Genomic DNA, 14,723 nt, shown 5'->3' on the forward strand with positions numbered 1-14,723 from the left:
GACTGCACCCCTGCGGCGCAAGGGGGAGGCTGATCAGTCGCAGCGTGGCGCTTCGTCCGGTTGCAACAGCACTGATCGATAACGCAAGGCGACAATGAGCACCAAGGCCATTGCGTAGGCGAGGCAAACGATCAGATAGGTGTATTGCAGGCCGTAGACCTGGCTGAGCAAACCGCCCAGGGAAATACCTGCGATGGAGGCCAGTTGCGCCGTGCTCTGAGCCACTCCCAGTACGTAACCCTGTTGCGAACTGTCGACCGTCTTGGAAATCAGCGCCATCAGCACCGGCGTCGTGGCGCCCAGCAGCACGCCCCACAGGAAGTAGGCCATGACAAACACGGCCGGGTTTCGGGTAAGGCCGGCGACGCCGGTCAGGCCGATGCAGCCAATGACAACCCAGGACATTCGCTGCAGGGTTTGCTGTTGCGTCCGGTGTTCGAAGTAGCGCGCCCAGCGTGTCGCCGAAAGGATGAAGCCCAGTGCCAGCAAGCCGTAACACAGGCCCGTGACCGAATTGCCGACCTCAAACACCGAGCTGACGTACAACGAAAATGATGTCTGCGGCAGCATCCGCGCCAACAGCAGAATGCCCATGACGCCCAACAGCGACATCAGGGGCGAGCCCTGCCACACGCTGCGTGCCCGACCCGGCTGCGGCGCAGCATCCACCACCGGCGTTTTTTTCACGGGAGGCACATCCGGCAACGTCACGGCCGCCACCACGGTGCACACCGCGCAGAGCGCCGAAGCGATGAGATTGATCCAGAAAAAAGTCGCGTAATCGAGAATCAGACCGCCGACCACTGCGCCGAGCAACGAGCCGACGTTGGTGGAGATTTGCAGGATCGCAAACAGGCGGGCCCGCCGTGAGGGCGCCTCGATACTGACCCCGTAAGCCTGGGCTGGCGCGATATACCCGGCAAAGGCGCCTTGCAGGAAGCGCAGCAGCAGAATCACCCAGATATCGCTGCACAGCGCCAACCCCAATTGAGTCAACGACAAACCGGCCAAGGCACGAATCATCATCAACTTGTGGCCATAACGGTCGCCGATCCGGCCCCAGAAGGCGCTGGTCAGCATGATGCCCAGCATCGGGCCGACGTACACGGCGATGCTGGCGAAACTGAACAGCGATTCCGACGTGGTCAGCCCGCGCAGGTAGACCGGCCAGAACGGGCCGCTCATTTCCATCGCACCCATGGAGATGAGCTGGATCGTGAACAGAAGATAAATCAGGATTCTGACGCTGGAACCCTGAAAAGTGCCTGAATGGAACATCGGTCAGCCTCGGTGGTTGGCCGGCATCCTACGTGCTTTGCCATCGAGGGAAAACCATATCGGGCGTTCTGTATCGGTGTCAGTTGGCAGACGGACAGCCTCGCTGCGCAGTGGTTGCTGCCTGGCTGATCAACGCGGCCAGGCGTTTGACGTTGTTTTGCTGGGCCACCACCAAGTCATCAATGGAAGGGCCTGAAGGCGTCTGCAAGGTGCTGCGGCAGGTAATCAGCGTGTTATCTCCTTCGCCGGGATTGCGCAGGCGCCATTTGACGTCGATCAAACCGTACTGCCCGGGAATCGAGTCGAAGCGTTGCACCTCCAGGCGTACCGACACTCTTCGCTTCGGACTGCTGTTGGCCAGTTGATCCACCAGAGCACTGCGCAACTCGTCCACCAGACTCGCAGCCCACCATTGGGTTTCGAGAATTGCCACGCCGCTGTTGCCCTGACGAATGACGATCTGCGGGCGATCGACCTGGGCCGGTACGCTGAGGCTTTCGATCTGGATTTCCCCACCGTTGCCTCGTGCGGTGCCGCTCAATTGTGCCGGGGTCAGGGTGTGGAACTGAATCGGATCACTGCGGCAGGCGGCGAGCAGTAGACACGCAGTGACCAAGGTAATCTTCAGCGAAAAAGCCATGGGTGTTGCTCCTGTGGTCAGTTGCGCGGTGGGCCCTGTAGGTCCGTCGGTGCTGCGTTATTGGGACGACCGCGAATCAGCGACTCTGGATGCCGGCCCAGGTAATCCGAGAGCTCACGCAGGGAGCGCGACATGCGCCCGAGTTCTTCCAGGGTCTGGGTCAATTGCTCGCGTTGCGGCGAGTCTTCGGCAAGGGTCGAGCTGGCCGATTGCAGGGTTTTGCTGACGTCCGCCAGGGTGGTTTGCACGCCAGGCAGGGTCTTGGCGTTGAATTGCGCGAGGCCCTTGCGCAGCTCTACGAGGTTGCTGTCGAGGTTGCCGGCGATGCGCTCGATGGGCAGTTGGTTGATCTTGGTGACCATGCCTTCGAGTTTTTCCTGCAACTGTTCGAGGCTGCCAGGAATGGTGGGAATGCTGACAGGGCGGGCGGTCGGGTCGAACACGACTTTCTCCGCTTTGGGGTAGAAGTCGAGTGCGATGTACAACTGGCCGGTCAACAGGTTGCCGCTGCGGGCTTGGGCCCGCAGACCGTTTTCGATGAAGCTGCCCATCAACCGTACGCCAGCGGCTTCGTCATTGGGGTCATGCTTCAGCGCTTCAAGCATTCTGGCGTGGGCCTGGCCGAGCCGTTGCGGGTAGATCACGATGCCGACGTTAACCGGAAAGCTGCGTTTTTTCGGGTCGAAATCCAGATTGACCGACACAACCCTGCCGAACTCGATGCCGAGGAATTCCACCGGCGCACCGACTTTCAACCCACGCAATGCCTGGTCGAAACGCAAACTCAGGAACTGCGCCTTGCCGCTGGGTGGGGCGAGGGCGGTTTGCTGGTCTTCGAACAGCTCGAAGCCTTTGTCCTCCAGCGCCGGTTTATCGTTGGGGCTGTATTCCGGCGCCCTGAACGCGATGCCGCCCACCAATATGGACGAGAGCGACTCGGTCTTCACCGAAAAACCGTTGGCGCCGACATTGACATCGATGCCGCTGGCATTCCAGAACCGGGTGTTATCGGTGACGAAGGCATCGTTGGGCGAATGGATGAAGACTTCGAGGTTCACCCCTTTGCCGTCGGCATCCAGGGCATAGGCGACCACTTGGCCGACCGGAATTTTGCGGTAGTAGACGGGGGAACCAATGTCGAGCGAGCCCAGGTCCTGGGTGTGCAGCGTAAAGCGCTTTCCGGGTTCGCCATAGGTAATGGGGGGCGGATTTTCCAGCCCGGTGAAATTCTTCGACCGGGCATTGGCCTGGCCGATGTCGGCGCCAATGTAGTCCCCGGACAGCAGTGTATCGATGCCCGACACGCCGCCAGCACCGATGCGGGGCCGTACCACCCAGAATTGCGAGTCTTCGCGGGTGAAACTTTCCGCCTGCTTGGACAGTTTGATGGTGGCGTTGACGCTTTTCTGGTCGTTGCTCAGTTCCACGTCGGAGACATGCCCGATCACCACGTTGCGGTATTTGACTTCGGTCTTGTTGGCGGTCAGGCCGCTACCGGTCTTGAACGTGACGGTGATGGTCGGTCCTTCCTGCAAAATGCTGTGAACTACCAGCGAAATACCCACCAGCACCGCGACAATCGGCACGATCCACACCAATGAAACGCTGTAGCGGCGGGTCTTGATGGGGGCCTGCCCGGGAGCTTGCGGCCCGTCAGCGGCTTGAGACTTCATCCATGACCTCCTCGTTTTCGGAATGTTGCTGATCCCAGATCAGACGTGGGTCGAAACTCATCGCCGACAGCATGGTGAACACCACCACCAGACCAAAAAACAGAATGCCCGCGCGCGGTTCGATATCGGCCAGCGCCTGGAACTTCACCAACGAAGCCACCAGGGCGACCACGATCACGTCGAGCATCGACCAATAACCGATGAGCTCGACGAAACGGTACATTTTTGAGCGCTCCTTGCGCGCCCAATCACTGTCGCGCTGAACGGTCACCAGCAATAACGACAGGGCGACGAACTTGATGCCCGGCACCGCGATGCTGGCAATGAAAATGATCAGGGCGATGTCCCAGGCGCCGTGCTGCCAGAAATCCAGCACACCACCCATGATTGTGCTGTCCGCGCCGCTGCCGACCATTTTGGTGTTCATCACCGGCAACACATTGGCCGGGATGTAAAACACCAATGACGTGATCAAGTAGGCCCAGGTTCGGGTCAGGGCGTTGGTTTTGCGCCGATGCAGCGGCGCACCGCAGCGTTCGCATTCGTGGGGGTCGCCGGTCATGTCACAGGCCAGGCCGCAGCTGTGGCAGAGACACAGGTTGAGTTCGCTGGCGACTGGTGGCGTAGTCATAAGACATCCCACAGTTCACGGACATCGCGCCCGGCGATGCGGATCATCATCAGGCTGAGAATGGCCAGGGCGAACAGGCCGATGCCGGGCAGGACGTCGAGCAACCCGGCAAGCTTGATCACCGCGACCATCGCCCCCAGCAGGCAAACTTCCAGCATGCTCCAGGGCCGCAGGGTTTCCAGCCAGCGCATACAGAATCTGAAACCCGGCGAACGACGGGAGGCGAGGGCAAAACTCAGGACCCAGATCAGCAGCAGCAACTGGAAAATCGGCGCGATGATCATGGCGATCGCCGCCACCATCGCGATGAAGGTAATCGGGCCCAGACTCAGGGCCTGCACCGAATCCCACAGCGTCGCGCTGTTTTTCAGGCCTTGCAGGCTGATGCTCATGACCGGGTAGAAATTGGCGAAAATCCACAGCATCAGCGCGGTGACGGTCAGCGCCAGCCGCTGCTCCACCGTCAGGCCGTTATAGCGCTGAAGCACGCCGCCGCAGCGCGTACAGAGGGTTTTCTGATGTTTGGCGAGCGTGACTTTTTGATACACGCAGTCGCAGTGCTCGCAGATGATCAGTTGGTCAGTCGTAGCCATAGGCCGCACTCGCCAGGAGGCAGGAAAGTCAGAGCACATCCTCAATATAGAAGTGCCTTGCGATTGAGCAAATTAAAAGGCGGACTTAAAGCTGACTTGCTGGTGATCGGGCCTCGAGTCCTGCACTGATCTTGCGGCCGCCATCGCCAGCAAGCCGGCTCCTACAGGGTTTGGTGTTGACCCGGTGGATCGGCTGCGCACGGTTATTGTAGGAGCCGGCTTGCTGGCGATTGGGCCTTGAGGCTTGCGGTTATGTTGAGGGCGCCATCGCCAGCAAGCTGGCTCCTACAGGGGTTGGTGTTTACCCGGTGGATCGGCTGCGCACGGCCATTGTAGGAGCCGGCTTGCTGGCGATTGGGCCTTGAGGCTTGCGGTTATGTTGAGGACGCCATCGCCAGCAAGCTGGCTCCTACAGGGGTTGGTGTTTACCCGGTGGATCGGCTGCGCACGGTTATTGTAGGAGCCGGCTTGCTGGCGATTGGGCCTTGAGGCTTGCGGTTATGTTGAGGGCGCCATCGCCAGCAAGGGGTGGGTGTTTTAGCCGAGGATTTCGCGCAGGCGATACCAGAACATGCCGAGGGCCAGCAGCGGTGAGCGCAGCTTCGGGCCGCCGGGGAAGGTCATGTGGGGCACGGCGCTGAATACGTCAAAGCCTTGGCTGTGCCCGGCGTGAATCGCTTCGCCCAGCAGTTTGGCGCACCAATGGGTCACGTTCAGTCCGTGACCGGAATAACCCTGTGCGTAGAACACGTTCGGATGCTGGTTCAAGCGCCCGACCTGCGGGAAGCGATTGGCGGTGATACCAATCTTGCCGCCCCATTGATAATCAATGCGCACATCGGCCAGCTGCGGGAACACCTTGAGCATTTGCGGGCGCATGTAGGCGGCAATGTCTGCCGGATCACGCCCGGAATAATGGCAGGCACCGCCGAACAGCAAACGCCGATCCGCCGAGAGCCGGTAGTAATCCAGGCCGACTTTCTGGTCGCACAGCGCCAGGTTCTGCGGGATCAACTGCGTTGCGACGTCAGGCGCCAACGGCTCGGTGGCGATGATGTAGCTGCCCGCCGGAAGCACCTTGCCGTTGAGCTTCGGTTCGAGTTCGTCCAGATGCGCGTTACACGCCAGCACCAGGCTGGCGGCGCGCACCGTGCCACCGGCACAACGCACCTGCACGGTATTGCCGTGAACCAACTCCAGCACCGGGCTCTGTTCGAAGATCTGCACCCCAAGCGATCGCGCCAGTCGTGCTTCACCGAGCACCAGATTGAGCGGGTGCAAATGCCCCGACCCCATGTCCACCAGGCCACCGGCATACACGCCTGAGTTCACCACGTGCTCACGGATCTGCTCCGGCCCGACCAAGCGCGTTTCATGAGCGTAACCCGACTCGACAAGGCCTTCTTGCTCAGCCTTGAACGCCGCGAACTGTGCCTTGGTGTTGGCCAGTTCGCAAAAACCCCAGCGCAGATCGCAATCGATGCCGTGCTCGCGGATGCGCTTGCCCACCAGTTCGACCGATTCGGTCCCCGCGCGCTCCAGATAACGCACGCCTTCTACACCGACGTGCCGGGCGAAACCGCTGACGTCATGGCCAATGCCGCGGATCAACTGACCACCGTTGCGCCCGCTGGCGCCCCAGCCGATCCGCCGGGCTTCCAGCAAAATCACCGAGAGCCCGCGCTGAGCCAGTTCGATGGCCGTGTTGACCCCGGTAAACCCGCCGCCGATCACGCAGACATCGGCGACAAGGTCCTCTTCCAGCGCAGGGAAGGGCGTCAGCGTATGGGCCGATGCCGCGTAATAGGAGCGCGCATGTTCGTGGTTGTACTGATTCATTTGTTGGACTTCACTTTGCTCCAGGAACGGGTCATCAGCCGCATGATCGCCTGGGGCGGGGTGGTCGAGATGTAGAGCTTGTCGAGCACTTCCTGAGGCGGGTAGACCTCGGGATTGTTCACCAACTCAGGGTCCATGAATTGCTTGGCGGCCGGGTTGGGGTTGGCGTAACCGACCGAGGCGCTGACCTTGGCGATCACTTGTGGGTCGAGCAGGTAATTGATGAAGGCGTGCGCCTCCTTCGTATTACTGGCGTCGGCAGGAATCGCCAGCAAATCGAACCACAGGTTGCTGCCTTCCTTGGGAATCGCGTAGGCGATGTTCACGCCGTTCTTGGCTTCCTTGGCGCGGTTGGCGGCCTGGAACACGTCGCCGGAATAACCGAACGCCACGCAGATGTCGCCGTTGGCCAGGTCCGACACGTACTTGGATGAGTGGAAGTAAGTGATGTAAGGCCGGATGCTCAGCAGCTTGGCTTCGGCCTTCTTGTAGTCCTCGGGATTTTCGCTGCGTGGGTCCATGCCCATGTAGTTAAGGATCGCGGGGAAGACTTCATCCGCCGAGTCCATCATCGACACGCCACACTGGCTGAGCTTCTTGATATTTTCCGGTTCGAACAGCACGGCCCAGGAGTCGATGTGATCGATGCCCAGCACTTGTTTGACCTTGTCGACGTTGTAGCCGATGCCATTGGTGCCCCACAGGTAAGGCACCGAATGCTCGTTACCCGGATCGTTTTTCTCCAGCAGCGCCAGCAGTTTCGGGTCGAGGTTCTTGAAGTTTGGCAGCTGTGCGCGATCCAGCTTGAGGAACGCGCCGGCCTTCACCTGGCGCGCGAGGAAGTGGTTGGACGGCACCACCACGTCATACCCGGTACGACCGGCGAGCAGTTTGCCCTCCAGGGTTTCGTTGGAGTCGAAAACGTCGTAGATCACCTTGATTCCGGATTTGGCCTGGAAGTCGGCGAGGGTGGTTTCGCCGATGTAATCGGTCCAGTTGTAGACGCTGACCTGTGGTTGAGCCTGGGCAACAGCGCTGAACAGCAGGGCCAGCGCGACCGGGACCACGGATTTCAATAGACGCATATCGACACCTCTTGGATTTATCGGGTTATTCAGGTGTTTCGCTATTCCTGTGGGAGCCAGCCTGCTGGCGATAGCGGTGGGCCAATCGATACAGAGGTTGGCTGTGCTGACGCCATCGCGAGCAGGCTCACTCCCACAGGGGATGTGTGTAGGGCTCAGACGCTGAGCAACAAAAACTCCCGCTCCCACGAGCTGATCACCCGTTTGAAGTTCTCGTGCTCCGCCCGCTTGACCGCGACGTAACCGCGGACAAACTTGCTGCCCAGATAACGCTCGATGGTTTCGCATTCTTCCATCTGCGTCAGCGCGTCTTCGATGGTGATCGGCAGGCGCAGGTTGCGTCGTTCGTAGGCCCGGCCCTGTACCGCAGCGCTCGGATCGATGCGCTCGACCATGCCGAGGTAACCGCACAACAGGCTGGCGGCGATGGCCAGATACGGGTTGGCATCGGCGCCGGGCAAGCGGTTTTCCACGCGCATCGCCTCGGGACTGGAGGTCGGCACACGCAGGCCCACGGTGCGGTTTTCCTCACCCCACTCGACGTTCACCGGCGCCGAGGTGTCCGGCAGGAAACGGCGGAACGAGTTCACGTTGGGCGCAAACATCGGCAGCACTTTGGGGATGTATTTCTGCAGGCCGCCGATGTAATGCAGGAACAGCTCGCTCATCTGCCCGTCGGCATTGGCGAAGATCGGCTGGCCGGTGGCGATGTCCACCACACTCTGGTGAATGTGCATGGCGCTGCCCGGCTCGTCACCAATCGGCTTGGCCATGAACGTCGCCGCGACGTTATGCTTGAGCGCTGCCTCGCGCATGGTGCGTTTGAACACCGTGATCTGGTCGGCCAGGTCCAGCGCGTCGCCATGACGGAAGTTGATTTCCATCTGCGCCGGGCCGTCTTCGTGGATCAGCGTGTCGAGGTCCAGGCCTTGCAATTCGCACCAGTCGTAGACGTCTTCAAACAGCGGGTCGAATTCGTTGGCGGCGTCGATGGAAAACGACTGACGCCCACTTTCCGCACGGCCCGAACGGCCCATCGGCGCCTTGAGCGGCAAGTCCGGGTCTTCGCAGCGCTGGGTCAGGTAAAACTCCATTTCCGGCGCGACAATCGGCTTCCAGCCTTTGTCGGTGTACAACTGCAAGACTTTCTTCAGCACGTTGCGCGGCGACAGTTCAATCGGGTTGCCGAACTTGTCGAAGGTGTCGTGGATCACGATTGCGGTGGGCTCGATGGCCCACGGGATCACGTACACCGCATCGGAAACCGGCTTGCACACCATGTCGATGTCGGCCGGGTCGAGCAGGTCGTAGTAGATGTCGTCGTCGACAAAGTCCCCGGTTACCGTTTGCAACAGCACACTTTCCGGCAGGCGCATGCCTCGCTCATGCAGGAACTTGTTGGTGGGCGCAATTTTGCCGCGTGCAATGCCGGTCAGGTCGCTGACGACACACTCGACTTCGGTAATCTTGTGATCTTTCAGCCACGTGAGCAGCTGATCGAAAGGGACATTCATAAAGACCTCGTTATTGGTTTTATTAACGCCGGGGAGGGTGGTTTCATCCGCCACACACTTCCCCTGGGACGCGTTGACGACTATCTTGGGCGAGCCTTGACGTTCCATCTATCCACTTTCAGCAGCACCAAAACGCACCAAACGAGTGCGTAAGGTCACCCATGACAGCGTGCAATCCATTACAGGTCCAAGCGTTCGATACCGCCGATGTCGCCGAGCAAATCCGCGCCACACCTGGTTGGGTCCAGCATTACCAGCAGATGTCGCCGGGGCATTTCGCCGGGCGGGTGCGTTACCTTGACCTGCAGGGCGTAGAGATTTACGAAGAACACATGAACACCCGGGTCGAGCAGAATTTCAGCGCGCCCGAGGGTGCACTGGCGTTCTGTTTCGATCGCAGTGACAACGCGCTGTACGTGCTGAATGAAGAAAGCCGCAACATCTGGATCACGCCGGAGAACTACCAGGAAATCGCCGTGGTGTTCGGGCCGGAGTTCGTTCAGCGTCACGGTCTGAATGTCGCCAGGCTCGAAGGATTGTTCATGGCACCGCTGAATTCGGGGCAGAACGCGCTGTTCAGCCGTTGGCTGAGCGGGACTTTGACCCGGTTGGCGCAAACCCTCGATCCGCCGAGCAAAGAGGCCTTGACCCAGCAGTTGCTGGAAGACTGCCTGTACATCCTCGACAACGCCTCGGTCTGCCTGGATCGCGGCGGTTTGCAGCGCCGCGCTGAAGAGCGGGCGGTGATAAAGCGCATTGGTGAATGGGCGGCCGATTCCCCGGAAGAAACCCTGAACCTGCTGGAGCTTTCCCGGGTTGCCGGGGTGTCATTGCGTCAGTTGCAGCACGCGTTCAAGGCGTACACCGGCATGACGCCGACCCATTGGCTGCGTCTGCGCCGACTCAACAGCGCCCACCGCGAACTGCTGAATCGCTCGCCTATGGAAACCACCGTGGCCGAAGTGGCGATGCAGTGGTCGTTCTGGCATTTGGGGCGGTTTTCCAGCAGCTACCGAGCGTTGTTCAAAGAGCTTCCCAGTCAGACCCTCGCGCGCAAAACCGGTCGGGCATCAAGCCGCTGAGCCGACCACTGCTCAGCGTGGCTTGGTGGCTTTGGGCGATTTAGTGCTGCCGGGGATGTGCAGGTAAGCCATGACGCTTTCGGTCAACTCGGTCGCCAGTTTGACGGCTTCCTTGTTGCGCGCCATCACCCCTGCGACCAACCCTTCGATCAAGGCGAGTACGGCGATGTTGGAACTGGTCATGACCGGGTGATCGGCCGGGGCGAACAGAACGTGATCGGCAACGCTGGTCAGCGGCGATGCAGGCGAATCGGTGATTGCCAGCACCTTGGCCCCGCGTTCATGGGCGAAACGGGCGAGTTGCAGGGTGTCGAGCGAGTAACGCGGCAGGGCAATCGCCAGCAAGACGTCCTGGTCGGTAATGGCGGCCAGACGGTAAGCGGCGTTTTCGTTACCGCCCTCCATGCTGATGGCGGTGGCGTCCGCACAGAACGGCATCAACGTCGAGGCGGCGAGGCCGGCAAAATAGACGCTGTTGCCAAACCCCAGAATGTAGATTTTGCGTGCGTTGATCAGGCTGGTGACGAACGCTTCAAACGTGTCTTCATGGTTGTTGGTCGCCGCCGTCGCCAGGTTACTGGTGGCGCTCTGGATTTGTTCCTGCAGCCCAAACGCGCCATCGGGGCGATGCGCCAATTCGTTGCGCAGCTTGTCGACGGGGGAGACCATTTGCTGCAACGTCGCCACCAGCTCGGCCTTCATGCCGGTGTAGCCGCCGAGGTTCAGCGCTTTGGCCAGGCGGTTTACCGCTGCGGGTGAGGTAGACGTGACGTGAGCCATCTCTTCAATGGTCAGCGTCGCCGCCTTCAGCGGGTGGCGCAGAATAAAGTCGGCCACCTTGCGCAGTGACGGCGGCAACTCGGAGACGGTTTCCGCCAGTTTGCGCATGACCGGCGCGGCATAGACCGTGGTGTCTTTCGATGGGGTCGGCATATCCGGCTCAACATTTCCTGAGAATTAGAGAAGGCCTGGCATGAGGTTGGCCCGAGTGTATCCGAAGCCGACCCTCGGCGTGCAGCGCAAGGGCGAGGGTCGGTGACGCAAACGCGCGGATTACTTCAAGCTGCCGGCCAAAAACTGTTGCAGCCGTTCGGACTGTGGTTTTACCAGCACCTCACGCGGATCACCGCGCTCTTCGACCAGGCCCTTATGCAGGAACACCAGTTGATTGGAGACTTCCCGGGCAAAACCCATTTCGTGGGTCACCACCACCATGGTGCGTCCTTCCTGAGCGAGGTCCTGCATGACCTTCAGCACTTCGCCGACCAGCTCGGGGTCGAGTGCCGACGTCGGTTCATCAAACAGCATCACTTCCGGTTCCATGGCCAGCGCACGCGCTATCGCCACGCGCTGCTGCTCGCCACCTGACATATGCGCCGGCCACGCATTCATGCGGTGCGCCACGCCGACTTTGTTCAAGTAATGCTCGGCCTTTTCCCGCGCTTCTTTCTTGCCCAGCCCCTGCACATGCACCGGGGCTTCCATGACGTTTTCAAGGGCACTCATGTGTGACCAGAGATTGAAGTGCTGAAACACCATCGACAGTCGCGAACGCATGCGCTGCAACTGCCGGGGTTCGGCAGCCTTCAGGCCACCGAGTTTGTTGTTCACCAGTTTGAGCTGCTCGCCATTGAGCACGATATTGCCCGCGTTCGGCTGTTCCAGCAGGTTGATGCAGCGCAGGAAGGTGCTTTTTCCTGAGCCGCTGGAACCGATGATGCTGATGACGTCGCCCGCTTTCGCTTCCAGGGATACACCCTTGAGCACTTCATGGGCGCCGTAGCTTTTGTGCAGGTTCTGGATTTCAAGTTTGTACATTCTGTTCACTCTCTGGTGTCAGTCGCTGAGTAAGCGGCCCTGGCGAATCAGGCGGGTGCCGGCGACTTTGGCCAGCCACAAACCGGGTTGGGCAAAACGCAGACGTTCGCGGGCATAAAGGATGCCGTCGGTGCTGGCGCGCACGATGCTGTGGCGATCGTTCAGCGGGTCAAGCACTTCAAACAGTGGATCGCCAACCTTGACCCGGGCGCCCAGCGGTTGCAGGAAACTCACCACACCAGGGTGCGGCGCGTAGGCATATTGCGTCCCGGCGAATGGCGTTGCTTCACAAGTGGATATCGGGGCCAGGGGCCAGTCACCGCTGATCAGGCCTTGTTCGGCGAGATAGCCGAGAATGGCCTCGGCGCTGTCGACACATTGCTCGCGCTCGGTGTCGGCCATGCCACGCAATTCGATGGTCGTGGCCACGCACGCCATCGGGATGGCCGCTTCGGGAAACAGCTCGGCCAGGCGTAACCAAGGAATCGCACAGGCTTCATCGAAGGCGCTGCCGCCAGCATCTTCGGCCAGCAGGGCGGCACCGGCGCCCAGGCGTGCGGCCAATGAGCGCAAACGTGGCCAGTGTTGCGGCATGGCATAAAGCAGCATGATCGACTCGAAGTCGCAGTGCAGGTCCAGCACCACGTCGGCGTCACACGCATGTCGCAACAGCAGGCGACGCAGGCCATCGAGTTCGAAGTGGCTGGCGGTATGTCGGCGAGGACATCGGCCATGGCGCGCCGGATCAGCGCGGTGTTGACGTCGGCGTCGGTGCCCAGTAGGCCTTTCACCAATGCGGCCACGGCTTCGGTTAACTCGGGGAAATCACGATTGAAATTCTTGCCGCTGGAGAACTCGAAGCGACCTTGATGGGTGGCCTGGAACATCTGGGCGATGCCGATGGGGTTGGACATCGGCACCAACTCGACGACCCCGTTCAGGCGACCTTGCTCTTCCAGTACTCGCAGACGACGTTTGAGTTCCACCGCCACGCGCATCCCCGGCAACTCGTCGGCATGCAGGGAGGCCTGGATGTAAGCCTTGCGCGGCCCGCTGCCAAAGCGAAACAGTGACAGGCGCCGCTCGGTGCCCGAAGCACTCCACGGCAACAGGTATTCAATGTGCTCCATAACAGCTCCTTAATGCTTGCGCGGTGCCAGGTATGCCAGCCAGCGGCGCTCGGCCAACTTGAACAGACGAACCAGGATGAAGGTCAGGGCCAGGTAGATAAGGCCGGCAGTGATGAACGCCTCGAACGGCAGGTAGAACCGCGAACTGACTGTTCGCGCGGCCCCGGTGATATCCACCAGCGTGACGATCGACGCCAGGCTGGTGGTTTGCAGCATCATCAGCACTTCGTTGCTGTACTGCGGCAGCGCCCGGCGCAAGGCCGACGGCAGCAGAATGCGGCGGTACAACGTCACGCGCGACATGCCCATGGCTTTGGCCGCTTCGATCTCGCCATGTGCCGTGGCCTTCAAACTGCCGGCCAGTAACTCTGCGCTGTAGGCACTGGTGTTGATCGCGAAGGCCAGGCACGCGCAAAAGGTGGCACTGGACAGGTAGGGCCAGAGCGCGCTTTGGCGTACCGATTCGAACTGCGCCAGGCCGTAATAGATCAGGAACAACTGCACCAGCATGGGCGTGCCGCGGATCACGTAGGTGTAAAGCCAGGCCGGAAAGTTGATCAGCGGCGATCGAGACACCCGCATCAACGCCAGCGGAACGGCCAGGACCAGGCCGAAGGCCAGGGAAATCAGCAGCACTTTCAGCGTCACCAGGATGCCGTTGAAATACAGCGGCAGGTTTTCCCAGATCAGGTTGTAGTCGAGCATCATTGGTTGCTCCCCATCACAGTTCGGCGGCTTTGATGCCGACCGAGTAGTGTTTTTCCAGATAGCGCAGCACCAGCAATGACAGGCTGGTCAGCATCAGATAGAGCGCCGCTACCGCGAGAAAAAAGGTAAACGGCTGGTGGGTGGCGTCCGCAGCGTTCTTGGCTTTGAACATCATGTCCTGCAAGCCGATGACCGAGATCAGCGCGGTGGATTTGGTCAGCACCAGCCAGTTGTTGGTGAAGCCGGGAAGGGCGAAACGAATCATCTGCGGCACCAGAATTCGCCAGAACACCTGCGCGCCCCTCATGCCATAAGCGGCACCAGCCTCGGCCTGGCCTTTAGGGATCGCCATAAAGGCGCCGCGAAAGGTTTCCGACAGGTAGGCACCAAAAATGAAACCCATGGTGCAGACACCGGCGATAAAGGGATTGATATCGATATAGCGGGTGTAACCGAGCGCAAGAGCGACGCGGTTCACCAGATCCTGGCCGCCGTAGAAAATCAGCAGGATCAACACCAGGTCGGGAATGCCCCGAATCAGGGTGGTATAACTTTCGCCCAGCATCGCCAGCCATTTCAGTGGCGACAAACGAAAGGCCGCTCCCAGCAGACCCAATGCTATCGCCATGGCCATGGAAGTCAGGGCCAGGTTAACGGTCAGCCAGGCGCCATCGAGAATGCTCGATCCGTAGCCGTGAAGCATGATGAAGTTCCTCAAGCGAGCGCGGTGAG

Annotated in this window: 13 protein-coding genes and 1 pseudogene; 1 reads left to right on the top strand and 13 read right to left on the bottom strand. The window is 60.4% G+C overall.

What is annotated here, in order from left to right:
- Positions 1–33: 33 nt before the first annotated feature.
- The 8 genes from K5R88_RS05330 to K5R88_RS05365 form a co-directional block, all read right to left on the bottom strand.
- Positions 34–1,278 carry an MFS transporter gene (locus K5R88_RS05330; protein ID WP_226299368.1) on the bottom strand — a complete coding sequence of 415 codons (1,245 nt, stop codon included), beginning with the start codon at positions 1,276–1,278 and terminating at the stop codon, positions 34–36.
- A gap of 79 nt (positions 1,279–1,357) precedes the next feature.
- The gene (locus K5R88_RS05335; RefSeq protein ID WP_223479995.1) at positions 1,358–1,918 is read right to left on the bottom strand and encodes a PqiC family protein; all 561 of its coding nucleotides are present in this window, start codon (positions 1,916–1,918) and stop codon (positions 1,358–1,360) included.
- Positions 1,919–1,935: 17 nt separating this feature from the next.
- Entirely contained in the window at positions 1,936–3,591 is a 1,656-nt protein-coding gene (locus tag K5R88_RS05340) for a PqiB family protein (protein WP_226299369.1), read from the bottom strand.
- The gene (locus K5R88_RS05345) at positions 3,572–4,222 is read right to left on the bottom strand and encodes a paraquat-inducible protein A (RefSeq protein WP_008038428.1); all 651 of its coding nucleotides are present in this window, start codon (positions 4,220–4,222) and stop codon (positions 3,572–3,574) included. The genes K5R88_RS05340 and K5R88_RS05345 overlap by 20 nt, the downstream gene beginning before the upstream one ends.
- Positions 4,219–4,815: a paraquat-inducible protein A gene (locus tag K5R88_RS05350; RefSeq protein WP_192227209.1), complete on the bottom strand. Its 597-nt coding sequence runs from the start codon at positions 4,813–4,815 to the stop codon at positions 4,219–4,221. Before K5R88_RS05350 ends, K5R88_RS05345 begins: the two co-directional genes overlap by 4 nt.
- Before the next feature lie 537 nt (positions 4,816–5,352).
- Positions 5,353–6,654, bottom strand: coding sequence for an NAD(P)/FAD-dependent oxidoreductase (locus tag K5R88_RS05355; RefSeq protein WP_226299370.1), 1,302 nt, complete (start codon positions 6,652–6,654; stop codon positions 5,353–5,355).
- A complete protein-coding gene (locus K5R88_RS05360) occupies positions 6,651–7,739 on the bottom strand; it encodes a polyamine ABC transporter substrate-binding protein (protein WP_008026423.1) in 1,089 nt (362 codons plus the stop codon). The genes K5R88_RS05355 and K5R88_RS05360 overlap by 4 nt, the downstream gene beginning before the upstream one ends.
- A gap of 155 nt (positions 7,740–7,894) precedes the next feature.
- The gene (locus tag K5R88_RS05365; RefSeq protein WP_226299371.1) at positions 7,895–9,253 is read right to left on the bottom strand and encodes a glutamine synthetase family protein; all 1,359 of its coding nucleotides are present in this window, start codon (positions 9,251–9,253) and stop codon (positions 7,895–7,897) included.
- A 161-nt stretch (positions 9,254–9,414) separates the two neighbouring features.
- Between K5R88_RS05365 and K5R88_RS05370 the strand changes: the two genes are divergently transcribed.
- A complete protein-coding gene (locus K5R88_RS05370; protein ID WP_226299372.1) occupies positions 9,415–10,335 on the top strand; it encodes a helix-turn-helix domain-containing protein in 921 nt (306 codons plus the stop codon).
- Between the two features lie 12 nt (positions 10,336–10,347).
- Here the strand turns inward: K5R88_RS05370 and K5R88_RS05375 are convergent, their stop codons facing one another.
- The 5 genes and pseudogenes from K5R88_RS05375 to K5R88_RS05395 form a co-directional block, all read right to left on the bottom strand.
- Complete coding sequence (locus K5R88_RS05375; protein WP_008041565.1) at positions 10,348–11,268, bottom strand: MurR/RpiR family transcriptional regulator; 921 nt, start codon at positions 11,266–11,268, stop codon at positions 10,348–10,350.
- Between the two features lie 120 nt (positions 11,269–11,388).
- Entirely contained in the window at positions 11,389–12,153 is a 765-nt protein-coding gene (locus tag K5R88_RS05380) for an ABC transporter ATP-binding protein (protein ID WP_207284309.1), read from the bottom strand.
- A gap of 18 nt (positions 12,154–12,171) precedes the next feature.
- Positions 12,172–13,283, bottom strand: a pseudogene (locus tag K5R88_RS05385) (succinylglutamate desuccinylase/aspartoacylase family protein).
- A 9-nt stretch (positions 13,284–13,292) separates the two neighbouring features.
- The gene (locus K5R88_RS05390; RefSeq protein ID WP_008026413.1) at positions 13,293–13,991 is read right to left on the bottom strand and encodes an ABC transporter permease; all 699 of its coding nucleotides are present in this window, start codon (positions 13,989–13,991) and stop codon (positions 13,293–13,295) included.
- 13 nt (positions 13,992–14,004) lie between these two features.
- A complete protein-coding gene (locus K5R88_RS05395) occupies positions 14,005–14,694 on the bottom strand; it encodes an ABC transporter permease (protein WP_008026412.1) in 690 nt (229 codons plus the stop codon).
- Positions 14,695–14,723 lie beyond the last annotated feature (29 nt).

Origin of the sequence: Pseudomonas sp. MM213, from assembly GCF_020423045.1 — a bacterium.
Lineage (GTDB): Bacteria > Pseudomonadota > Gammaproteobacteria > Pseudomonadales > Pseudomonadaceae > Aquipseudomonas > Aquipseudomonas migulae.

Excerpts from the sequence above, each read along its gene's own strand:
- K5R88_RS05370 (WP_226299372.1), top strand. The coding sequence starts at position 9,415 with ATGACAGCGTGCAATCCATTACAGGTCCAAGCGTTCGATACCGCCGAT.
- K5R88_RS05390 (WP_008026413.1), bottom strand. The coding sequence starts at position 13,991 with ATGATGCTCGACTACAACCTGATCTGGGAAAACCTGCCGCTGTATTTC.
- K5R88_RS05345 (WP_008038428.1), bottom strand. The coding sequence starts at position 4,222 with ATGACTACGCCACCAGTCGCCAGCGAACTCAACCTGTGTCTCTGCCAC.
- K5R88_RS05355 (WP_226299370.1), bottom strand. The coding sequence starts at position 6,654 with ATGAATCAGTACAACCACGAACATGCGCGCTCCTATTACGCGGCATCG.
- K5R88_RS05335 (WP_223479995.1), bottom strand. The coding sequence starts at position 1,918 with ATGGCTTTTTCGCTGAAGATTACCTTGGTCACTGCGTGTCTACTGCTC.
- K5R88_RS05360 (WP_008026423.1), bottom strand. The coding sequence starts at position 7,739 with ATGCGTCTATTGAAATCCGTGGTCCCGGTCGCGCTGGCCCTGCTGTTC.
- K5R88_RS05365 (WP_226299371.1), bottom strand. The coding sequence starts at position 9,253 with ATGAATGTCCCTTTCGATCAGCTGCTCACGTGGCTGAAAGATCACAAG.
- K5R88_RS05380 (WP_207284309.1), bottom strand. The coding sequence starts at position 12,153 with ATGTACAAACTTGAAATCCAGAACCTGCACAAAAGCTACGGCGCCCAT.
- K5R88_RS05375 (WP_008041565.1), bottom strand. The coding sequence starts at position 11,268 with ATGCCGACCCCATCGAAAGACACCACGGTCTATGCCGCGCCGGTCATG.
- K5R88_RS05350 (WP_192227209.1), bottom strand. The coding sequence starts at position 4,815 with ATGGCTACGACTGACCAACTGATCATCTGCGAGCACTGCGACTGCGTG.
- K5R88_RS05340 (WP_226299369.1), bottom strand. The coding sequence starts at position 3,591 with ATGAAGTCTCAAGCCGCTGACGGGCCGCAAGCTCCCGGGCAGGCCCCC.
- K5R88_RS05395 (WP_008026412.1), bottom strand. The coding sequence starts at position 14,694 with ATGCTTCACGGCTACGGATCGAGCATTCTCGATGGCGCCTGGCTGACC.
- K5R88_RS05330 (WP_226299368.1), bottom strand. The coding sequence starts at position 1,278 with ATGTTCCATTCAGGCACTTTTCAGGGTTCCAGCGTCAGAATCCTGATT.